The sequence below is a fragment of the Sinorhizobium sp. Y406 genome (assembly GCF_058732025.1).
The window spans coordinates 3,513,311-3,533,723 of record NZ_CM178974.1 but is presented as its reverse complement, the minus strand read 5'-3'; the positions used below and the strand labels follow the sequence as shown (position 1 = coordinate 3,533,723).

Sequence of the window (20,413 nt, the reverse complement as noted above, 5' to 3'; positions counted from 1 at the left end):
TGAATCTAAGCATCGTACCATCCGAAAATCGGGTCCGATTCTCGGACCGATGCGCCAGCCATCCGTCAGGCGTTGCCGATGACGACGCCGGCCGCGAGCACCAGGCCGCCGCCGAGCACGACCTGGAAAGCGGCCCTGAGGAACGGCGTCTCCATATAGCGGTTCTGAATGAAGGCAATCGCCCAGAGTTCGAAGAAGACAATGACGATGGCGGTGACCGTGGCCGTCCAAAAATGCGGAATGAGATAGGGCAGCGCATGGCCGAGGCCGCCCAAAGCCGTCATGATACCGGAAGCCAGGCCGCGCCTGACCGGTGAGCCGCGGCCCGAAAGCCTGCCGTCGTCATGCGCGGCTTCGGTGAAGCCCATGGAAATGCCGGCGCCGACCGAGGCCGACAACCCGACCAGGAAGGTCTGCCATGTGTCCTGCGTGGCGAAGGCGGCGGCGAAGATCGGCGCGAGCGTCGAAACGGAGCCGTCCATCAGTCCGGCAAGTCCCGGCTGCACATAGGTCAGAATGAACTGCCGGCGTGACGTCTGGTCCTCCGCGTCGCGTATGTCCTCGGGCGTATGCTCTTCTCCAAGTCGGCGGGCGAGCGATTCATGCGACTTCTCGGCAATTGCGAGATCCCCCAGAAGCTTGCGCGTCGCCGCGTCCCGGCTGCGCGCCGCCGCCTCGACGTAGAAGCGGTGCGCCGCCGCCTCCATCGCCTCCGCCTCCTCGCGCGCCTTTTCGATTGGCATTTCGGCGATCAGCCAATCGGGCTTGCGCTCGGGAAAATCGCGCACATGCTCGCGGCGAATGAGCGGAATGCGGTCGCCGAAGCGGGCGACATGCAGGTCGATCAAAGCCTGGCGGTGCCGGCTTTCCTCCTCCGCCATTTCCTCGAAGACCTTTGCCGAGTGCGGATATTTGTCGCGAAGCGCATCCGCATAGGCGAGATAGATGCGGCCGTCGTCCTCTTCCGACGAAATCGCAAGCGCAAGCACTTCCTGTTCGCTGAGCGAGAGAAACCGCCGCTTGGAGCGGGAGAAAAGGCGGGCAAGCATCGCAAGAATCCATCTTTAGAATAATTCTAAAGAGAGATAGATGCCGTCCGCCGGGCCGTCAAGGCAAATCCTCTTGGCGCCCGGCTCAGATCGAGAGATCGCGCGCCTTTTCCTGCTCCATATAGGTGCGCTGGCGGTCGGTGATGTAATCGCGCACGATCGGCGCCGCGTCGCGCGAACGCGACAATTGCATGTGGAACACGAGCTGGCTGCCGGTGCGGAACATCATTTCCGCGCTGATCAGGTAGAATTCCCACATGCGGGCGAAGCGCTCGTCATACATGGCGATCACCTTGTCGCGGTTTTTCTCGAACCGTTCGCACCAGTGGGCGAGCGTCGTCGCATAATGAAGGCGCAGGAATTCGAGATCCGTCACCCAGAGGCTGTTCTGCTCGACGACCTCGAAGACTTCCGAGAGGGCCGGCGAATAGGCGCCGGGGAAAATGTATTTGCGAAGCCAAGGGCTGGCCATTCCGGGCGGGCTCATATGGCCGATCGAGTGCAGGACGGCAAGCCCGTCATCCGGCATCAGCGCGTTCAGCGTCTTGAAGAATTCGTCATAGTGGTGAACACCGACATGCTCGAACATGCCGACGGAAACGATGCGGTCGAAGGGGCCCTCGACATCGCGATAGTCCTTGAGCTCGAACCGCACCCGGTCGGCAAGTCCCGCCGCGCGGGCCCGCTCGGTAGCGAGCGCCTGCTGCTCCTTGGAGAGGGTGACGCCGAAGACCTCGACGTTTTCCAGTGCCGCCAGGTAGAGGGCGAGATCGCCCCAGCCGCAGCCGATGTCGAGCACCTTCATGCCGGGCTTCAGACAGAGCTTGGCGGCGAGCAGCCGCAGCTTGTTGCGCTGCGCCGCCTCCAAAGTCTCGCCCGGCTCGCGGAAATAGGCGCAGGAATAGAGCATATTCTCGTCGAGGAAGAGCCTGTAGAAGTCATTGCCGAGATCGTAGTGATGGGCGACGTTCTGCTGAGCCTTGCCCTTCGGGTTTGCCTGCTGACGCTTACGGAAGCGCATCTTGATCGCCCGCAGGAGCTTCTGGATCGGATAGGAGCCAAGCGAAAGGCGATTGATCGAAAAGAGGGTGAGGAAATCCCTCAGCGTCGACCCCTCCTCGAAGCGCAGGGTGCCGTCCATATAGGCCTCGCCGGCGGCAAGCTCCGCATTGAAGACGAGGCTGCGATAGAGCCGTTTGTCCGTCAGCCGCATCGTCACGCGCGGGCCGGGCTCGCCGGAAAAGACGTGCCTCTTGCCATCGGCATCGATCACCGTCAGGCAACCCGTGCGGATGAAGGCCTTCATCATATGCGACAATGGAAACATGCGGTGCCTCGCTCTCGTACCGCTCTAATGGCGGCGGGATGTGACCCTAGCACCGACCAGGCAAAATGCACGCTGGATTTTTGCCGCTGCACCACGGGTTGTGGCTGCGCTCGGGCCGAACGACAATGGGGACAGCAGGCCGTCCCCATCGAAGCATTTTGAATGATGCGCGGGCAATCCCGTGCCGATGCAGGTAAAGCCTCAGTCCTTGGCGCGCTCGACGTAGGAGCCGTCTTCCGTCGCGATGACGACGCGGGTCCCGGCCTGAATGTGCGGCGGCACGCTGGTGCGAACGCCGTTCGAAAGTACGGCCGGCTTGTAGGAGGAAGAGGCAGTCTGGCCCTTGACCACCGGTTCGGTCTCGGTGATCTCGAGGACCACGTGGCGCGGCAGGTCGATGGCGATCGCAATCCCTTCATGGATCGACAGCATCACCGCCATGCCTTCCTGGAGGTAGGACTTCTGGTCGCCGATATCCTCGGCCGACATGACGAGCTGGTCGTAGGTTTCCGGGTTCATGAAGTGGAAGCCTTCGGCATCCTCGTAGAGGAAGGTGTGCTCGCGGTCCTCGACGAAGGCGCGCTCGACCTGCTCGGTCGTGCGGTAGCGCTCGGAGACCTTCACGCCGTCGGAAATGCGGCGCATGTCGACCTGCGTGACCGGCGTGCCCTTGCCCGGGTGGAAGTTCTGCGCGGTGAGCACGACATAGAGCTTGCCGTCGACATCGAGGACGTTGCCCTTGCGGACAGAAGAAGCGATGACCTTGACCATTAGTCTTCCTTGTAACAGAGGTACGCGACACGAGCGCCCCGGTGGGGCCATGAGGACGCGAGAATGGAGTTTCGCGCCGCCAGTACCGCAAATTTGCGCGAAATGCCAGCCTAAGCCGGCACGCCGCGCGCAAGAAAGCTTGGATCAGACCGACCATGCCGCATGCCTCTCCCTGGTGGACCCCGGATGTCCATGCCGACCGGCGCCCTTTCCTGATCGGACGCAACCGCATCCAGTCAGCCTTGCGCCGGTACTTCGAGGAGCGCGATTTCATTGAAGTCGACACCGCGACGCTGCAGGTGTCGCCCGGCAATGAGGCGCATCTGCACGCCTTTGCAACTGAAGCGATCGGCCATGACGGCTCGGTCCAGCCGCTCTATCTTCACACCTCGCCGGAATTCGCCTGCAAGAAACTGCTTGCCGCGGGCGAGAGGCGCATCGCCTGCTTCGCCCATGTCTACCGCAACCGCGAGCGCGGGCCGCTGCACCATCCGGAATTCACTATGCTCGAATGGTATCGAGCCGGGGAGAGCTACGAGATCTTGATGCGCGACTGCGGCGAAATCCTTGCGATCGCCGCCGGGACGGCCGGCGCACGGGCCTTCAGCTATCAGGGTCGTGTCTGCGACCCCTTCCTGGAGCCGGAGCGGCTGTCGCTGGCCGAGGCTTTCGAGCGCTTTGCCGGCATCGATCTCATCGACTCGATCGAGAAGGACGGTTCGACCGATCGGGAGAGGCTGGCCGCCGCCATGCGCGCGGCTGGCCTGCGCGTCGCCCATGACGACAACTGGACGGATCTGTTCAGCCGCGTGCTCGTCGAGAAGGTCGAGCCACATCTCGGCTTCGGCCGGCCGACGATCCTCGATCACTATCCGGTCGCCGAGGCGGCGCTCGCCCGACCTGCCTCCCACGACGCCCGCGTCGCCGAGCGCTTCGAGCTTTATGCCTGCGGCGTCGAACTGGCCAATGCCTTCGGCGAACTCACCGACGCCGCCGAACAGCGCCGGCGCTTCGAGTTGGAAATGGCCGAGAAGGCGCGGGTCTACGGCGAAACCTACCCGCTCGACGAAGACTTCCTGGCGGCGCTTGCCAAGATGCCGGAGGCAAGCGGCATCGCGCTCGGCTTCGACCGGCTGGTCATGCTGGCGACGGGAGCCTCCCGCATCGAGCAGGTTCTATGGGCGCCGGTCGCAGAGGCAAGCGCATGACCATCGACCGCCCGATCAGGACAGCGCGCGAGCTGGCCGGAGCCGGTCTCATCGACGCCAAGGCTGAGGAAGCGATCTCCCGCGTTGCCTCTCGCTATGCCGTGGCGATCACCCCGGCGGTCGCAGGCCTCATCGACCGCGACGATCCGAACGATCCGATCGCCAGGCAGTTCGTGCCGGATCCGACCGAATTGACGCTTTCACCCGAAGAGCGGGTCGACCCGATCGGCGACGGGCCCCATAGCCCGGTGACCGGCATCGTTCATCGCTACCCGGACCGGGTGCTGCTCAAGGCCGTGCATGTCTGCCCGGTCTATTGCCGCTTCTGTTTCCGGCGCGAGATGGTCGGCCCACAGGGGCTGGGCACATTGCCGGCCGCCGAGCTCGACGCGGCGATCAACTATATAGCGGGGCATCGGCAAATCTGGGAGGTGATCCTCACCGGCGGCGACCCCCTCGTGCTGTCGCCCCGCCGGCTTCAGGAGATCTTGGAGCGCCTCCGCGCGATCGAACATGTGAAGGTCGTCCGTTTCCACACGCGCGTGCCGGTCGTGGAGCCGGAGCGGATCGATGCGGATCTCACTGCGGCGCTGAAGGCAAGCGGCAAGGCGACCTATGTCGCGCTTCATGCCAATCACCCTCGGGAACTCTCGGCCGCAGCGCGCGCCGCCGCCGCCCGGCTGATCGATGCCGGCATCGTCATGGTCAGCCAGACCGTGCTTTTGAAGGGCGTCAACGACCACCCGGAAGTGCTCGCCGACCTCATGCGCGGCTTCGTCGAAACACGGATAAAGCCCTATTACCTGCACCACCCGGACCTCGCTCCGGGCACCGGCCACTTCCGGCTGTCGATTGAGGAGGGCCAGGCCCTTGCGGCGTCTCTTCGCGGCCGCGTTTCCGGCCTCTGTCAGCCAGCCTATGTCCTCGATATCCCCGGCGGCCACGGAAAGGCGGTCGTCAGCGCAAATGCGATTTCATCCGAGGGCGGCGGCAGCTACACGATCACGGATTTCCGGGGAAACCCGCATAGCTATCCCCCGAAGGAGTAAGGTTCCACTGCAGGGTGGTCATCATCGGCGCGACAAGCTGATAAAATTAACATGCGCTGAAACACCTTGAAACTGTGCATCGGTCTTCCGGAACTCGGTTACGATTTTCGGGCCGATGCTTTGATAACCCGCGATACCTGTCCAAGGCTCCAGCAAATCGAGCACAAGGGAGCATCTTCGAAATCGATCCAAAAGGCTGAAACGCGGCATGCGGGTGCACGACTGCGGCACTCCCCATCCCGTTTCGTATGGCCCCGGAGAACGCGATGGAACCGGAGATCCGCTTCACGGGAGTGAGGGAAACCCTGCTCATCACACTGCAGGCGAAGGCCGATGAAAGCCGCATGCCGGACTCTCTCCTCAATGATCGCCGCGCCGCCGCGGTGCTCCGGCGAATCGGCCAGGACTTCGAGCGGCTGAGGGTCGGCCACGACATGGCCGTCGGCATTGCAATCCGCGCCCACCTGCTCGACCGCTGGACCGCCGCCTTCATCGACCGGAATCCCGATGCAATCGTCGTCCATCTTGGCTGCGGGCTCGACAGCCGGGTCTTTCGCGTCTGCCCTCCCCGGCAGGTGCGCTGGTTCGACATCGATTTTGCGGACGTCATCGCCCTCAGGCGGAAGGTCTATCCTTGCCCCGAAGGCTACACGATGATCTCCGGATCCATCGTCGGGAAGAAATGGATGGAGAAGCTCCCCAGCGACGGCCCCGCCATGATCCTTGCCGAGGGCGTGCTGCCCTACCTGGAACCGGATCAGGTGCCTGCATTGTTGCGACGTCTTGTTGGCTATTTCCCCAGCGGCGAAATTGCCTTCGACGCCTATAGCGCGATAGCGACCCGATTGCTCTGCTACAATCCTGCCATTCGAGCCACCGGCGCCGTGCTCCGCTGGGCCGTCGACGACGCGACCGAGCTTGAGCGGCAAGTGCCGGGTCTCGCACTCATCGAGGATCATTGCGAGTGGAATGGCGCACAACTGGCGCGCCTGTCACCGTCGACCCGCATCGCCGTGCAGTTCCTGCAGCTCGGCTTCCTCCACTGCCGTATGGGCCAGATCCTGCGCTACCGATTCTAGCGCGAAAGGCCGCACGGTTTCCCGGCGGCCCCTGCGAATGCGGATGCGAGACTCAGCCCTGTTTGATCGGCGCGATCGAAATCTCGACGCGGCGGTTTTGGGCGCGGCCGGCTTCCGTGGCATTCGAGGCAATCGGGCGCTGCAGGCCGTAGCCCATCGTGGAGATGCGCCGCTGATCGATGCCGCGGCTGCCAAGATAGTTGGCGACGGAGGCGGCGCGACGCTCGGAGAGGCCCTGGTTATAGGAGGCGCTGCCGGTCGAATCAGTATGGCCGTCGACGTCGATCAGCGTCTTGTTGAACTTGCGCAGCACGATCGCAACGGAATCGAGCGTCGAATAGAAGTCCGGAATCACCTGGTCGCGGTCGGTCGCAAAGGTGATGTTCGACGGCATATTGAGGATGATGCGGTCGCCGGCACGCGTCACAGAGACACCGGTGCCCTGGAGCTGGGCGCGCAGCTCCGCCTCCTGCTGATCCATGTAGTTGCCGACGAGGCCGCCGCCGAGTGCGCCGATGCCGGCTCCAACGAGTGCGGCGTCACGGCGCCCGGCAGCGCTGCCGCCGACCAAGAGACCGGTCGCCGCGCCGAGGCCCGCGCCGATCAGCGCGCCGCCGGCCGTGTTCGACATCTTCTGCTCTCCCGTATAGGGATCGGTGGTCGTGCATCCGGAGAGATAGACGGCGGCAACTGCAAGGATGGCGCATTTCTTGATCATCGAATCAGTAATCCCCATTGGTGCTGAAGCTGCTTCATACCATGGATTGCGGCAGGAAGATGGAGCGGCGGCGGCTTTCCACAGAGGCAGATTGCGCCACGGCCGGCACGAGGACTACCTGCATGTCTCCTTTCATCGACCTCGATTCAAGGACAAAGATATGCAGCAATTTAAAGTGCTACAGCGACCTCTGCGCGTTAAATAAGACGCGCGGCGCTGTAGTGGCGGCGCACCTCCGCCACATTGCTGTCCAGAGCGCCCGCTAACCGAGCCTCGCACAACCGCGGTCCTGCGTTTCTCTTCTGGATAGGCGGCTCCGACGCGCGGAGTCGCATTCGGCACGAGGTTGTATTACTGAAGGTAAATGAGCCCCGGCATCCCTCGCAAAGCGGGTATTGCCGGCGGACCGGAGCGATTGGAGAAGGGCCAGACATGACGATCGAGTTCGGCGATACGGAACGCAGTCTCAGCGACACGCTCACCGGAATGATCGCTTCGATCCGCGGCGATACGATCACGCTGCGCGAGTTGATGGTCGAAATCGGCGAGCAGGGATTCCTGCTTCTTTGCGCGCTGCTGACGCTGCCGTTCCTGATTCCGGTATCGATCCCCGGGGTGAGCACCGTGTTCGGTGCAGCCATCATCCTCATCTCTCTGGCGATCACCCTGAACCGTCTCCCCTGGTTGCCCCGGCGCATTCTCGACCGGCAGATCGACACCGAGAAGCTGGTGCCGACCCTCAGGAAGGGAGCGGCATTCGTGGCGAAACTCGACCGGTTCGTGCGACCGCGGCTTCACGGCCTTACCCAAGGCGCCGTTATGAACCGCTTCAACGGCCTAATGATCATGGCCGGTGGCGTACTGCTGATGTTCCCCCTCGGGCTGGTACCGCTGTCGAATACGCTCCCGGCCATCGCCATCCTGCTCCTGTCGCTCGGCATTATCCAGCGGGACGGGCTGACGGTGGCCGCGGGCTATTTCTTTCTCGTCGCGACCACAATCTATTTCACCATGCTCGGCTATGCCGCCTTCGCCGCAGGTCAGGGCCTTTCGAACTTCTTCATCTCCTGAGGCGTCAGACAAGCGACTCCAGGCGCTTGTAGCTGCCGAAATCGGTGCGGATATTAAGCCGCCCCATCATCGCTTCCCGGTCGAGGCGCAGTTCCCTGTCCAGTGCCGCCAGGGCGGAGACGATCCGGGGCGCGACCTCCTCGCTCGCAAACTCGATCATCGTGACGAAATTGAACACGCCCGGACCGGCATTCTGCTCCAGGATCCAATCGCGTACATAACCCTCCTGGCTGCGGACGACGGCAAAGGTCTTTGCCACGAGGTCGAGGAACTCGTCTCGCGCTTCCGGCGGCACAGCGAATTTGTTCACGCGGTACAGGGGCTGCGACGCGGCCTGCTCAATCTCACTCATCGACTTCTCCTTTAGCTAAAAGCCCGGCCGCTCGATCGCGGCCTGACAAGCGCGCTCGTTGGTACGACCTCAACCAAAGTTGAGGTCAATAGCCGGATGGAGAAAAATCAGCGGGCGATGCCCATGAGCACATTGGCGACGTTCAGGCCAATCTCCGGGACGCCATAGCCGCCCTCCATGCAGACCACGGTCGGCAAGCCCATACTCTTCAAGCGTTCCCCCATGCGGAGATAATCCTCCGACTTCAGCTTGAAGAAGCTGATCGGATCGCGCTCGAACGTATCGACCCCCAGCGAGAGAACGAGGGCCTCGGCACCGAAATCGGCGATGCGCGACAACGCGTCGTCCATCGCCGCGCTCCAGGTCTCGAAGGTCGTGCCGCGCGGCAGCGGATAGTTCTTCGTCGAGCCCAGGCCGACGCCGGCCCCTTCCTCGTCGGCGAAGCCGAGAAAATGCGGAAAGGCATCGGCGGGGTCGCCATGCAGCGAGGCGAAGAAGACGTCGCCGCGCTCGTAGAAGATGTCCTGTGTGCCATTGCCGTGGTGAAAATCGACGTCGAGGACGGCGACCTTCGTCGCGCCGAGATCGCGCAGGCGCTGGGCCGCGCAGGCGGCGTTGTTGATGAAGGAATAGCCGCCGAAAAGGTCGATCGCGGCATGGTGGCCCGGCGGGCGGCAAAGCGCGAAGGCGGCAGGATTGCCGGCCGCGACATGCTCCGCCGCCGAAAGCGCGCAGTCCATCGCGGCGCGTGCGGCGGCGAAGGTGCCATCGGTGATCGCCGTTTCGGCGGCGAAGGCGTAATAGCCGAGCGCGCCGTCGATATCCTTCGGCGGATGCTGGCGCATGCGCCGCGCCGGGAAGCAGGCGGGAATGGCCTCGCCCCGATAGCCGTCGGCCACCCAGCGGTCCCAGGCTGTCTCGAGGAATTCGAGATAGTCCACCGCATGGAGCTTCAGTGCCGTTTCCATGCCGTGACGCCCCGGCGCGACGACATCGGAAAAGCCCGCTTCTTTGACGGCGGCGAGGATCCACTCGGCCCGAAACGGCGCCTCGAAGGGCGCAACGAGTTCGCCGCCATGCAGTTCGGTGCGGGCGTCTCTGAGTTTGTGGTCTTCGGAATAGAATACGCGCATCTCGGGGTCCTGACTGGTGGAGTGCTGAGCCAAGCGACGCAAAGCGTCGACACTTTTGCGGAACCTGCTTAGGCGGAAAGATGCTTGTAGAACAGTGTGGTCGCGCAATAGCGGCCGTCCGGCATCAGCGCATAATCGGGAACGACGCCCACCCGTTGCCAGCCGAAGCGCTCGTAAATGGCCTCGGCCGGTTCGCCGGTGGCGGTATCAAGCACCAGTACCCGCCTTCCCCGTTTCACCGCTTCGGCCTCCGCTTGCTCCATCAGCCGGCGCGCAAGGCCGAGCCCGCGCGCCTGCCGATGCACCAGCAGCTTCTTGATGTCGGCGCGGTGCGGCTGGTTCGGCATCGTCGCAAGGCCGATCTGCACGGTGCCGAGCGCCCGGCCATCGACCTCGGCGACGATCAGCACGGTTTCGCTCCGGGCAACTGCGGCCGCAACGCTTTCCCAGAAGGGTCGTGCGTCCTGCGGGGCAAAGGGCTGCATGAAGCCGACCGATGCGCCGCCCTCGACGCAATCGGAAAGCACCTCGGCAAGCGCCGGCAGTGCGGCACGGGTTTCTTCTCCGGTCAGGACGCGGATGATTGCATCGGGCATGGTTACACCTTGGTGCGGCAGAGGATGACGGCGTAATGCGCCGTCTCGTCATAGGGATTGTGAAAGACATGGGCCTCTTCGAGCCCCATGAAGAGGCAGTCGCCCGCCTCGAGCACCAGCGGGCCGTTCTCCATCGTCAGTTCCAGCCGCCCGGAGAAGAGCCAGAGGTGCTGGGTGATGCCGCGGTCGGCCGGCTGACGCTCGAAGACGACACGCGCCCCCGGCGGAAATTCGACCTCGACGATATCGACCGGTGAACCGAGACCTTCCGGCGAAACCGAGCGGCGGAGATAGCCACTTTCCGGATCACGCCACAGCCGCTGCTCCGCCCGCCGCGCAATTGGCGAGGCGTCGTTGCCTGCGGTAGCAAAAAGGGTCGACAGCGTTGTGCCGAGTGCGCTGCAAAGTTTTGCCAGGAGTTGGGCCGTCGGGCTCGCCTCGCCGCGCTCGATGCGCGAAATCATCGCGCGGCTGACGCCGGAGCGCATGGCCAGTTCATCGAGCGTCAGCGAGCCCGCCGCACGCAGTTCGCGCACCCGCTTGCCGATCGTCCGTTCGAGAGTGGTCGTTGCATCCATTATTTGAGAATGGATTTCTCCTATAATGGAGTCAAGGACCGTGAAAAATAAACTTTGCCGATGCCGCTCGGACGACACTGCGACGGCCGCGGCCGCGCTAGTCTTGCGAGGCGGCTTCGTGAGGAGAGCAGCTTGAGCAGGTCCCCTTCAGCGCTCTTGTCGATCGCCAGCATCGTTACGTCGATGACGGCGGTCGCCATCGGCAACGGCATGATGCTCGCCTATGTCCCGTTTGTCCTGACCCGCTCCATGGCGGCGGACTGGGTTCCGGGGGCCGCAGTGACGGCGATCGCCTTTGGCGGTCTCGTCGGTTGCGTGCTGGCGGGTCCGCTGATCCGCCGCGTCGGCCATGCCCGAGCCTTTTCGTGCTCGATGGCGATCGTCATCCTGGCCGCGGTATTGATCAGCCTCGGCGTCAACCCCGCACTCTGGATTCTTGCTCGCGGCCTTTACGGCGCCGCCGCCAACACCAACTTCATCATCGCCCAGAGCTGGCTGAACCATGCCAGCGACAATCACTGGCGCGGCAAGGCCATGGCGCTCTTCTACATGGCCTATGTGATCGGGCTAGGGACCGGCGCCTGGCTCTTCGGGCAGGTCCCACTCGAGGGCAATCTCGCGCCGATCGCCACCATCTTCTTCACGGCGATCGCGATCCTGCCGATCGGACTGACGCGGCTGCCGACACCGCCCGCGCCCGCCCGGGTCCGCATCGACATCGCCATGGCGTGGCGCAGTTCCCCGGTTGCCTTCATCGGCGTGCTCGCCTCCGGCGGCCTCTCCATGCTGGTGCAGGGCTTCACGCCGATCTATGCCGCCGCCAATGCGATGAGCCAGCGCGAGGTGGCGACTCTGATGTTCGTCATGCAGTTCGGGCTGCTTCTCATCCAGTATCCGATGGGAGCGTTCTCCGACCGCATCGATCGCCGCATCGTGCTGGTCGCCACCTCGGTGCTCATCATGGGGGCCGGGCTTGCAGCCCTCGCCGTCTCTTTCGACAGGCTCTGGCTGCTGATGCTGGTCTTCGCGGTTTTTGCCGGGGCCGTCGAAACGATCTACTCGATTGCCAATGCCCATGCCAACGACCGCACCGATCCGGACGATTTCGTGCCGCTTGCAAGCACCCTCCTCGTCGCCTGGTCCGCGGCGGCGACGGTCGTGCCGCTGCTGGTGACCGCACTCACGCCCGCCTTCGGCGCAGGCCTGTTCATCCCCGCGACGATGGTGGTGGCGCTGCTCTACGCCGCCTTCGTACTCCTGCGCCTGCGCACGCGCGAGCACGTCCCGCCGCCGCTTCGCGGGGCCTTTGAACTGAAGAGCGCCCAGTTGCCCAGTGACGCTCCATTGGGCGAGGCGGAAGCGCGTCCGGAGTAGCCGCCTCACGGCCGAATTTATAGTGAACGAAGCCTTCATTTCCCGCTTTGCGCCGCCTGAACGCGCTGCTATATGCGGCCCATGAGCACACCAAATTCCAAGACGCCCCTGTCACACATCCGCAACTTCTCGATCGTGGCCCATATCGACCACGGCAAGTCGACGCTGGCCGACCGGCTGATCCAGTCAACCGGCGGGCTTGCGGAGCGCGAAATGTCCGAGCAGGTCCTGGACAGCATGGATATCGAGCGGGAGCGCGGCATCACCATCAAGGCGCAGACCGTGCGCCTGCACTACAAGGCCAATGACGGCGAGACCTATGTCCTGAACCTCATCGACACGCCCGGGCATGTCGACTTCGCCTACGAGGTCTCGCGCTCGCTCTCGGCCTGCGAAGGCTCGCTGCTCGTCGTCGACGCCAGCCAGGGCGTCGAAGCGCAGACGCTCGCCAATGTCTACCAGGCGATCGACAACAACCACGAGCTCGTGACCGTGCTCAACAAGATCGACCTGCCGGCGGCGGAACCGGAGCGGATCAAGGATCAGATCGAGGAGGTGATCGGCATCGACGCCTCCGATGCCGTGATGATCTCGGCCAAGACCGGTCTCGGCATTCCCGACGTGCTCGAAGCGATCGTAAACAGGCTGCCGGCGCCGAAGAGCCCCGGCGGCGAGAAGGCGCCGCTCAAGGCCCTGCTCGTCGACAGCTGGTACGACACCTATCTCGGCGTCATGGTTCTGGTGCGCATCATCGACGGCGTCCTGGCCAAGGGCCAGACCATCCGCATGATGGGCACCGGCGCCAAGTACACGATCGAACGCGTCGGCGTGCTGACGCCGAAGATGGTGGCGTTTGATTCGCTTGGCCCCGGCGAGATCGGCTTCATCACCGCTTCGATCAAGGAAGTGGCCGACACCCGCGTCGGCGACACGATCACCGACGACAAGCGCCCGACGGCAGAAGCGCTTCCCGGCTTCAAGCCGGCCCAACCGGTAGTTTTCTGCGGCCTCTTCCCGGTCGACGCCGCCGATTTCGAGGAGCTGCGCAGCGCCATGGGCAAGCTGCGCTTGAACGACGCCTCCTTCTCCTTCGAAATGGAATCCTCCGCCGCGCTCGGCTTCGGTTTCCGCTGCGGGTTCCTCGGACTCCTGCATCTCGAAATCATCCAGGAGCGGCTGTCGCGCGAGTTCGACCTCGACCTGATCGCGACCGCTCCTTCGGTCGTCTATCAGCTGACCATGACCGACGGTACCGAGAAGGAGCTGCACAATCCGGCCGATATGCCGGATGTCGTCAAGATCGCCGAATTCCGCGAGCCGTGGATCCGCGCGACGATCATGACGCCGGACGAATATCTCGGCGGCATCCTGAAGCTCTGCCAGGACCGGCGCGGCATCCAGACTGAACTCACCTATGTCGGCAACCGCGCGATGCTGACCTACGACCTGCCGCTCAACGAAGTCGTTTTCGATTTCTACGACCGGCTGAAGTCGATCTCCAAGGGCTACGCCTCCTTCGATTACCACCTCTCGGACTATCGCGAGAGCGATCTCGTCAAGATGTCGATCCTCGTCAATGGCGAGCCGGTCGATGCGCTGTCGATGCTCGTCCACCGCTCGGCGGCGGAAAAGCGCGGCCGCGTCATGTGCGAGAAGCTCAAGGACCTGATCCCGCAGCACATGTTCCAGATCCCGATCCAGGCGGCGATCGGCGGCCGTATCATCGCCCGCGAGACGGTGCGGGCGCTGCGCAAGGACGTTACCGCCAAGTGCTACGGCGGCGACGCCACCCGCAAGCGCAAGCTTCTGGAAAAGCAGAAGGAAGGCAAGAAGCGCATGCGCCAGTTCGGCAAGGTGGAGATCCCGCAGGAGGCGTTCATCGCGGCGCTGAAGATGGGCGACGAGTGATTGCGCGATCTGTTTTCTCAGCCGCGCGATCTTAAGACCAGCCATTCACATGCAGCTGAAGGGCAATCTCGCAAGCTAAAAGGGCCGAACAGGAAAGGCCCTTGCGCGTGAAGAACGCCCAGTCAATCGCCGATGCAGAACGGCTTTGTCGAAAGACCCGGCTGCCGTGGCCAGATACCGGCAATCTGATGCCGCCGTTTCACGTCTATCCCCTGCGCAGTCGGTGTGCCCCGCGATACACTCGCCCGCCATCATCTTATCGCGCTCGTTCGACGTCATGACCGGACCTATCCCTTTGCCTTTGCCTTGGCCCGCGCCGCTTCGAGCCGTTCCAGGCTTTCCTTCGGCCACTCCGCCTTGACGTTGTAATAGGCCTCGAAAGCCCTGGCGCCCGGCGGCAGCGGCAGCCAGTCGAGCTTCGAACGGGTGTAGATATGCACATTGGGTGTGAATTCGGACGGCCGGTCGAGCGTGGCAAGGCGCAGGAATGAGAGCCACTTGCGCCGGCCGTAATCACTCCAGAGCGGCGACTGGCACCCGGCGCAACGGTAGACGTCATGCGGGCGGCCGCTGTCGGTCGTGAGCGTCACCAAAACGGGTTCGCCTTGCAGAAGCTCGACGTTCTCCGCCTCGACAAGGCCGTTGATGGCGAAGGCGCTGCCCACCTGCCGCTGGCAATCGGTACAGTGGCAGCAATGGACGAACATTGGCCGGCGCTTCAGCCTGTAGCGGATGCGGCCGCAGAAACAGCCGCCTTCGATCGGTTCGTGCATGGTCCACCTCCGTCAACCGAGATCACCATGGGCGGCGCCGGCTTGCAAGAGCGGCTTAGAACCGGACCGGCATACGGCCGAAGCGGGCCGTATGCCGAAACGGCAGGCTCAGAACTGCTTGCCGAGCTTGGCGTCGACCGAATGGCTGTTGGCGCCGCGGATCGCGAAGAAGAAGGTGATCGCCGCCCAGAGTATCGATTTCTCTGCGCCGCCGAGACCCTGGCCCTGGACGATCCCATGGAAATAGACCGTGACGATGAGCACGATGGTGGCCGCGAAGGCGGCCGGCCGCGTCAGGAAGCCGATGGCGATGAAGATGCCGCCGAAGAATTCGGTGGCGGAAAGCAGCGGCGACCAGAAGACGCCCGGATAGAAGCCGAGGCCTTCCACCATGCCGACCGCGCCGAAGGGATCGAGGATCTTGCCGTAGCCATGGGTGACGAGCAGCGCACCCGCAAGCACGCGCAACAGCGTCTCGGCGAAGGTGTCGAGCGGCAGGTAGAGCTTTTCGAGCGCCGGCAGGATCGCGCGCGGGCGGCTGTTCGTATGAGTGGTATCGGTCATCAAATCTCTCTCGCAGTTGTTGCAGTGGAGAAGTCTCTTGCCGCACACCCTTCCGAAAGCAAGGGGCGCCCGGCAAAATCATGACTTCCCCAGTTGACATTTATGTGAAGAGGCGGTGAGGGGCCGGTTGTTCCGGACCGACCGCGGGGCTACAGCGCCGCGCGTCTTAACAGACGCGCAAAGGTCGCTGTAACTCTTTCACTCTGCGCATCGAGCTTTCCGAAAATCGGTACGATTTTCGGGCCGATGCTATACTGTGCCCGCAGAACGCAAACAGGACATGCCGTATGAGTGAAAAGCCGCGCGTCACGATTCTCTATTGCACCCAGTGTAACTGGCTGCTGCGGGCCGGCTGGATGGCGCAGGAACTCTTGTCAACCTTTGCCGACACGCTTGGAGAAGTGGCGCTGATCCCCGGCACCGGCGGCAATTTCGAGATCCGCGTCGATAGCGAACTCGTCTGGGAGCGCAAGCGCGATGGCGGCTTTCCCGGTCCGAAGGAACTGAAGCAGCGGATCCGAGACGTCATCGAGCCCGAGCGCGATCTCGGTCACGTCGACAGGAGCTGACACTGGATCTCGGCATGCTTGCGGGCGTCTTCGGCGCCGCCTTTCTCTCCGCGACCCTGTTGTTCGGCCTGTCGGAAGCGGCGGTCGCCGCCGCGGCGCTTACGGCCGAGACGAGCCGGACGGCACTCTTTCTTTCGGCAACGGCCGGCAATGTGCTCGGAGCGCTCGTCAACTTCGCGCTCGGCCGGTTCTTCTTGCGTTTCGAGGGCCGAAGTTGGTTTCCCGTGTCATCGCCTGCCCGGCGGAAGGCCGAGACGCTGTTCACCCGCTACGGACAGCCGGTGCTGCTTTTCTCCTGGCTGCCGATCATCGGCGATCCGCTGACCTTGGCCGCCGGCTTGCTGCGCACCCCGCTTACCATCTTCCTCGTCTATGTGACGATCGGCAAGGCGGCGCGTTATGCCGCGCTTCTGTGGCTGACGCCCTGAGCCGCCGCACGCTCAGCTGTGGGCGAAAATATCGGTCTCTTCCCAGCCGAGCAGGTCCAGCTTGGCCCGTGTCGGCAGGAAGGCGAAGCAGGCTTCGGCATGCTCGATGCGGCCGTCGCGCAGGAGGCGTTCGGTCAGCCTGTCGCGCAAGGCATGCAGATGGAGCACGTCGGAAGCCGCATATTCGAGCTGCGCCGGCGAGAGGATATCGGCGGCCCAGTCGGACGATTGCTGCTGCTTGGAAATGTCGACGTCGAGCAGTTCCTTGAGATTGTCCTTGAGCCCGTGCCGGTCCGTATAGGTGCGGGTGAGACGCGAGGCGATCTTCGTGCAGAAGACGGGCGCCGCCGTGACGCCGAAGGTGTGGAACAGCACTGCGATATCGAAGCGGCCGAAATGGAAGATCTTCTGGCGGGCGGGATCGGCGAGCATCGCTACGAGATTCGGCGCTTGCCTCTGGCCGGCGGCGATGCGGATCACGTCGGCGCTGCCGTCGCCCGGGGAGAGCTGCACGACGCAAAGGCGGTCGCGGCGGGGGACAAGGCCCAGCGTTTCCGTGTCGATGGCGATCGCACCCGTATAGCGCGCGGCGTCCGTCGCGGAAATATCGCCTTCGTGGAACCTTATTGTATTTGCCATTGAAAATCCCCAAATGCCTTCAACGTCGTTGGCCTATAGCGCAAGTTTGGCGGCCGCGATACCGTTCCTCTCGCGTCGGCGTCGAATTCGCCGGCCCCTGCCGGAAAAGTCCGCAAGCATGATCAGGTTTCGTTCCGCCTCGGCGCTTCCTCTGGCCGCTCTGCTTCTCGGTCTCTCCTCCCAGCCAGGCTTGGCGGACCGGGCGACGCTGCAGCTTGCGCAGGCGTTTCACGACCTTCCCGGCGTTGAGCCGCTCGATCCGCTCAAGGAAGGTGCCGATGTGGTCTGCGAGCAGGTTTTCGTCGACCGTTACGGTCCGTTCGAGCCCTCCAGCGGCCGGCCTCGCTATGAAACCATCTACCGCTGCCGCAAGGGCGGCGGTCCGGTCTTCCAGAGCGGGCGGCTGCCGCCGTCGCTCGAGCGGCAGAAACGCGGGCTGAACTATTGACCCGCAGCCGTCTTGGCAAGGGTTGCCTGCTCCTGCAAAGATGAAACGGTTGCCGTGCCCGCAGCCGATCGGGAGGAGAGACATGACGGAGATAGACCGCCCGCTCGTCATCAGCGCCCCCGCGCCACGCACACTCGATCTGATCTTCACGCCCGAGGCCCTTGCCTTGCTCCATCGGGGCTATCGTGTGATCGAAGCCGATCCCGCAGACTTTGCCGGGCTAGGCGACGAGACGCTCGGCGAAGCGCGCTATATCATAGGCCAGCCACCCCTGGACGAGGACACGCTCGAGCGCCTGCCGCGCTTGCGGGCGATCCTCAATGTCGAAAGCAATCTCCTCGACAACATGCCCTATGCGATCCTGTTCCGCCGCGGCATTCATGTGCTGACGACGGGGCAGGTCTTCGCCGAGCCGGTGGCGGAACTGGGTCTCGCAATGGCGCTCAATCTCGCCCGCGGCATCGTCGATGCCGATCTCGCCTTTCGCGAAGGGCGCGAGCTCTGGGGCGGCGAAGGCAACCGCTCGGCGCGGCTTCTTTCCGGCTCCGAGATCGGCATCATCGGCTTCGGTGATCTCGGACGAGCCTTGAACCGCGTGCTTTCCGGATTCCGCGCCCGCATCCGCGTTCATGACCCCTGGCTGCCGGCCTCCCTTCTCAAGGACAGCGGCGTCGAGCCGGCTTTGCTGGAAATGGTGCTTTCTGAAAGTGATTTCGTCTTCGTCGTCGCCGCCGTGACGAGCGAGAACGAGGGCTTCCTCGGCGCCGATGCCTTCGCCAGGATGCGCCGCGGCGCCGCCTTCATCCTCCTCAGCCGCGCCGGCGTCGTCGACTTCGACGCGCTCGTTGCGGCGGTCGAGCGCGGCCATATCCTCGCGGCGAGCGACGTCTTTCCGGAAGAACCGCTGCCGCTCGACCACAGGATCCGCAGGCTTCCGGGTTTCCTGCGCTCTGCGCATCGCGCGGGGGCGCTCGACGTCGCGTTCAAGAAGATGGGCGACATGGTGCTTGAGGACATGGAACTGATGGACCGCGACCTGCCGCCGATGCGCTGCAAGCGGGCGGAGCGCGAAACGGTCAGGCGGATGCGCTCGCGGCCGGTCACGGTCAATTGACGCGCCCCAACCGGGCAATAACGCACCGGGCAGGCGGACAGAGCGGCTTGAAAGAGCGCACCCCTGACATGCAAAAAACCCGGCGAACCGGGTCTTTTCTGCAATTCATGATCGTCAGAGACGATCTGAAAAGGGGAAATGGTGCCCAGAAGAGGACTCGAACCTCCACGCCTCGCGGCACAGGTACCTGAAACCTGCGCGTCTACCAATTCCGCCATCTGGGCGACGGACCGGCATGTAAAAGGCCCGGCCCAAAGTGTCAACAGGCATTTTGAAGTTTTCGTGTCGGAAGGCGAAAAAGCCGAGGCAAAATCGTGCGATCGCGTGACGGCACTTCGCGGCGAACCCCTGCCCGCGGCGATAGCTGAAGAAATTCAGTGACATCACCGCTCAAGAGGCGCATGCTTGAGGCATGCTGACCGGCGCGGAAATCCGGCATTTCAGACGCGTGCCGCGGCGTTGGGATAAACCCGCAAACAGCAAGGACAGAGAAGGGACGGTAACCGGAAAGCACGGCTTTCTGAAAGTGAGGACAAGATGACGGGATTTCGCAATTTCGTTCTGAGCTGCGCATTGGCGGCCGCCTCCGTGATCCCTCCTGCAGCGCCTGCCATGGCCATGCCGCGTCCGGTGCTCGACATAGCGGCCTCGGTGCCGGCGGAAATCGAGCCCGTGCGCCACCGTGGACACTATTATGGCTGGGGCCCGCGCTATTACGGGCCGTGGTCGGGCACCTACGGCGGCTGGGGTGGCGGCTATTATCCGAGACGCTCGGGCATCAGCATCACTATCGGGACGGGTCCCGGCTATTATCCGGGCCGCTACTATTATGGGAACCGCTATTATTTCGGTCCCCGGTATTACGGCCCCGGCTACTATGGCTACCGCTATTTCCGCCCCGATTACGGCTACCGACATTACCGTCCCGGCTATGTCGGGCAGGGTTACAGCGCGCATGTGAACTGGTGCCTGTCGCGCTATCGCTCCTACAATCCGGCGACCAACCGTTATCTGGCCTATAGCGGGCTCTACAGGGTCTGCAATTCGCCGTACCGCTAAGCGGGCTCGGCCCGGGACTGTCGTCTGCGGACGATGCCCAGGCGCGCCATGACCTCCTTTGGGATGCCATAGCGGCGAACGACGTCACGGCTGTCGCGCAAGCCGCATATTTCGCGCTGGATCAGAAATGCCCAGACCGCATCGGCTGCCTCGTCGAGCAGCCGATGCCTTTCCTGCGGCGGCTGCTTGTCGGCGTCGAAACCGCTCAGCGCCGCGATCGCTGTCTCGACTTTCAGGCCGTGGCGGCCAAGCGCGTCCGCGCGCTCCGCCATCAGCTCGTATTCCAAAACGTTGAGGCCACTGCCGGTGACCCCGCGAGGACTGAGCGATTGCGGCGGACGGATTGTCATCGGCGGCTCCATCAAGTTCGGGATCCGGTGTCTCGGCAGAGGCAGGATGGACCTGGAGAAGTTCCGATGCAAGGGCGGCCGCGCCCCCCTACAACATGGTTAACGCTTGATAAACCTCTCCGGTTTATCTTTGGCGCTCGATGCGCAGAGTCGAAGCGTTCGAGCCCGCGGCGGACCATGCGGGCAACTGCCTGTCTCCTGGAATCGACCGCGACTTTAAGTGCAAAGACATGCAGCAAAGCGCATGAAGCGCCCC

At 63.6% G+C, this 20,413-nt stretch carries 23 protein-coding genes and 1 tRNA gene; 11 read left to right on the top strand and 13 right to left on the bottom strand.

Annotation, left to right across the window (positions count from 1 at the left end; genetic code table 11):
- Positions 1-65: 65 nt before the first annotated feature.
- From mbfA to efp, 3 genes are all read right to left on the bottom strand, one after another.
- Complete coding sequence (mbfA, locus tag AC4P1R_RS16595; RefSeq protein WP_069459832.1) at positions 66-1,049, bottom strand: iron exporter MbfA; 984 nt, start codon at positions 1,047-1,049, stop codon at positions 66-68.
- A gap of 85 nt (positions 1,050-1,134) precedes the next feature.
- Positions 1,135-2,376, bottom strand: coding sequence for a class I SAM-dependent methyltransferase (locus tag AC4P1R_RS16590; protein WP_492177217.1), 1,242 nt, complete (start codon positions 2,374-2,376; stop codon positions 1,135-1,137).
- 201 nt (positions 2,377-2,577) lie between these two features.
- Entirely contained in the window at positions 2,578-3,147 is a 570-nt protein-coding gene (gene efp / locus AC4P1R_RS16585; RefSeq protein ID WP_069459834.1) for an elongation factor P, read from the bottom strand.
- A gap of 155 nt (positions 3,148-3,302) precedes the next feature.
- Between efp and epmA the strand changes: the two genes are divergently transcribed.
- The 3 genes from epmA to AC4P1R_RS16570 all read left to right on the top strand — a co-directional run bounded on the left by epmA (position 3,303) and on the right by AC4P1R_RS16570 (position 6,483).
- Entirely contained in the window at positions 3,303-4,355 is a 1,053-nt protein-coding gene (gene epmA, locus AC4P1R_RS16580) for an EF-P lysine aminoacylase EpmA (RefSeq protein ID WP_069459835.1), read from the top strand.
- Positions 4,352-5,404 carry a lysine-2,3-aminomutase-like protein gene (locus AC4P1R_RS16575; RefSeq protein ID WP_069460027.1) on the top strand — a complete coding sequence of 351 codons (1,053 nt, stop codon included), beginning with the start codon at positions 4,352-4,354 and terminating at the stop codon, positions 5,402-5,404. The genes epmA and AC4P1R_RS16575 overlap by 4 nt, the downstream gene beginning before the upstream one ends.
- Before the next feature lie 266 nt (positions 5,405-5,670).
- On the top strand, positions 5,671-6,483 hold the full coding sequence (locus AC4P1R_RS16570; protein WP_069459836.1) for a class I SAM-dependent methyltransferase: 813 nt from the start codon (positions 5,671-5,673) through the stop codon (positions 6,481-6,483).
- Between the two features lie 52 nt (positions 6,484-6,535).
- Here the strand turns inward: AC4P1R_RS16570 and AC4P1R_RS16565 are convergent, their stop codons facing one another.
- The gene (locus AC4P1R_RS16565) at positions 6,536-7,201 is read right to left on the bottom strand and encodes a YiaD family glycine zipper/OmpA-like lipoprotein (protein ID WP_069460028.1); all 666 of its coding nucleotides are present in this window, start codon (positions 7,199-7,201) and stop codon (positions 6,536-6,538) included.
- Positions 7,202-7,633: 432 nt separating this feature from the next.
- Here AC4P1R_RS16565 and AC4P1R_RS16560 point away from each other — a divergent pair, with 432 nt between their 5' ends.
- Complete coding sequence (locus AC4P1R_RS16560) at positions 7,634-8,272, top strand: exopolysaccharide biosynthesis protein (RefSeq protein ID WP_069459838.1); 639 nt, start codon at positions 7,634-7,636, stop codon at positions 8,270-8,272.
- Positions 8,273-8,276: 4 nt separating this feature from the next.
- On the opposite strand, the gene AC4P1R_RS16555 is transcribed toward AC4P1R_RS16560, so the two are convergent.
- The 4 genes from AC4P1R_RS16555 to AC4P1R_RS16540 all read right to left on the bottom strand — a co-directional run bounded on the left by AC4P1R_RS16555 (position 8,277) and on the right by AC4P1R_RS16540 (position 10,931).
- Positions 8,277-8,624, bottom strand: coding sequence for an antibiotic biosynthesis monooxygenase family protein (locus AC4P1R_RS16555; RefSeq protein ID WP_151611891.1), 348 nt, complete (start codon positions 8,622-8,624; stop codon positions 8,277-8,279).
- A gap of 107 nt (positions 8,625-8,731) precedes the next feature.
- Positions 8,732-9,757 carry a histone deacetylase family protein gene (locus AC4P1R_RS16550; protein WP_492177215.1) on the bottom strand — a complete coding sequence of 342 codons (1,026 nt, stop codon included), beginning with the start codon at positions 9,755-9,757 and terminating at the stop codon, positions 8,732-8,734.
- 68 nt (positions 9,758-9,825) lie between these two features.
- Entirely contained in the window at positions 9,826-10,353 is a 528-nt protein-coding gene (locus tag AC4P1R_RS16545; RefSeq protein ID WP_492177214.1) for a GNAT family N-acetyltransferase, read from the bottom strand.
- 2 nt (positions 10,354-10,355) lie between these two features.
- The gene (locus AC4P1R_RS16540; RefSeq protein WP_192803728.1) at positions 10,356-10,931 is read right to left on the bottom strand and encodes a helix-turn-helix domain-containing protein; all 576 of its coding nucleotides are present in this window, start codon (positions 10,929-10,931) and stop codon (positions 10,356-10,358) included.
- A 132-nt stretch (positions 10,932-11,063) separates the two neighbouring features.
- Here AC4P1R_RS16540 and AC4P1R_RS16535 point away from each other — a divergent pair, with 132 nt between their 5' ends.
- Together AC4P1R_RS16535 and lepA are read left to right on the top strand one after the other, a co-directional pair.
- Positions 11,064-12,305 carry an MFS transporter gene (locus tag AC4P1R_RS16535; RefSeq protein WP_069459843.1) on the top strand — a complete coding sequence of 414 codons (1,242 nt, stop codon included), beginning with the start codon at positions 11,064-11,066 and terminating at the stop codon, positions 12,303-12,305.
- A gap of 72 nt (positions 12,306-12,377) precedes the next feature.
- Complete coding sequence (gene lepA / locus AC4P1R_RS16530) at positions 12,378-14,213, top strand: translation elongation factor 4 (RefSeq protein WP_069459844.1); 1,836 nt, start codon at positions 12,378-12,380, stop codon at positions 14,211-14,213.
- 287 nt (positions 14,214-14,500) lie between these two features.
- Here the strand turns inward: lepA and AC4P1R_RS16525 are convergent, their stop codons facing one another.
- Positions 14,501-14,986: a GFA family protein gene (locus AC4P1R_RS16525; protein WP_069459845.1), complete on the bottom strand. Its 486-nt coding sequence runs from the start codon at positions 14,984-14,986 to the stop codon at positions 14,501-14,503.
- Positions 14,987-15,094: 108 nt separating this feature from the next.
- Positions 15,095-15,550, bottom strand: coding sequence for a DoxX family protein (locus AC4P1R_RS16520; protein ID WP_069459846.1), 456 nt, complete (start codon positions 15,548-15,550; stop codon positions 15,095-15,097).
- A 287-nt stretch (positions 15,551-15,837) separates the two neighbouring features.
- Here AC4P1R_RS16520 and AC4P1R_RS16515 point away from each other — a divergent pair, with 287 nt between their 5' ends.
- Together AC4P1R_RS16515 and AC4P1R_RS16510 are read left to right on the top strand one after the other, a co-directional pair.
- Positions 15,838-16,119 (top strand): Rdx family protein, encoded by a 282-nt coding sequence (locus AC4P1R_RS16515; RefSeq protein WP_069459847.1) that lies wholly within the window; start codon positions 15,838-15,840, stop codon positions 16,117-16,119.
- A 14-nt stretch (positions 16,120-16,133) separates the two neighbouring features.
- On the top strand, positions 16,134-16,547 hold the full coding sequence (locus AC4P1R_RS16510) for a YqaA family protein (RefSeq protein WP_083265384.1): 414 nt from the start codon (positions 16,134-16,136) through the stop codon (positions 16,545-16,547).
- Positions 16,548-16,559: 12 nt separating this feature from the next.
- Here AC4P1R_RS16510 and AC4P1R_RS16505 read toward each other — a convergent pair whose 3' ends face one another.
- Complete coding sequence (locus tag AC4P1R_RS16505) at positions 16,560-17,186, bottom strand: ribonuclease D (protein ID WP_069459848.1); 627 nt, start codon at positions 17,184-17,186, stop codon at positions 16,560-16,562.
- Between the two features lie 118 nt (positions 17,187-17,304).
- On the opposite strand from AC4P1R_RS16505, the gene AC4P1R_RS16500 reads away from it, so the two are divergent.
- Together AC4P1R_RS16500 and AC4P1R_RS16495 are read left to right on the top strand one after the other, a co-directional pair.
- The gene (locus AC4P1R_RS16500) at positions 17,305-17,634 is read left to right on the top strand and encodes a hypothetical protein (protein ID WP_069459849.1); all 330 of its coding nucleotides are present in this window, start codon (positions 17,305-17,307) and stop codon (positions 17,632-17,634) included.
- A gap of 82 nt (positions 17,635-17,716) precedes the next feature.
- On the top strand, positions 17,717-18,748 hold the full coding sequence (locus AC4P1R_RS16495; RefSeq protein ID WP_069459850.1) for a hydroxyacid dehydrogenase: 1,032 nt from the start codon (positions 17,717-17,719) through the stop codon (positions 18,746-18,748).
- A 139-nt stretch (positions 18,749-18,887) separates the two neighbouring features.
- On the opposite strand, the gene AC4P1R_RS16490 is transcribed toward AC4P1R_RS16495, so the two are convergent.
- A tRNA-Leu gene (locus AC4P1R_RS16490) sits at positions 18,888-18,972 on the bottom strand.
- A gap of 313 nt (positions 18,973-19,285) precedes the next feature.
- Here AC4P1R_RS16490 and AC4P1R_RS16485 point away from each other — a divergent pair.
- Complete coding sequence (locus AC4P1R_RS16485) at positions 19,286-19,807, top strand: BA14K family protein (RefSeq protein ID WP_069459851.1); 522 nt, start codon at positions 19,286-19,288, stop codon at positions 19,805-19,807.
- Here the strand turns inward: AC4P1R_RS16485 and AC4P1R_RS16480 are convergent.
- On the bottom strand, positions 19,804-20,157 hold the full coding sequence (locus AC4P1R_RS16480; protein WP_492177213.1) for a DUF6665 family protein: 354 nt from the start codon (positions 20,155-20,157) through the stop codon (positions 19,804-19,806). The two genes, AC4P1R_RS16485 and AC4P1R_RS16480, sit on opposite strands and share 4 nt — an antisense overlap.
- Positions 20,158-20,413 lie beyond the last annotated feature (256 nt).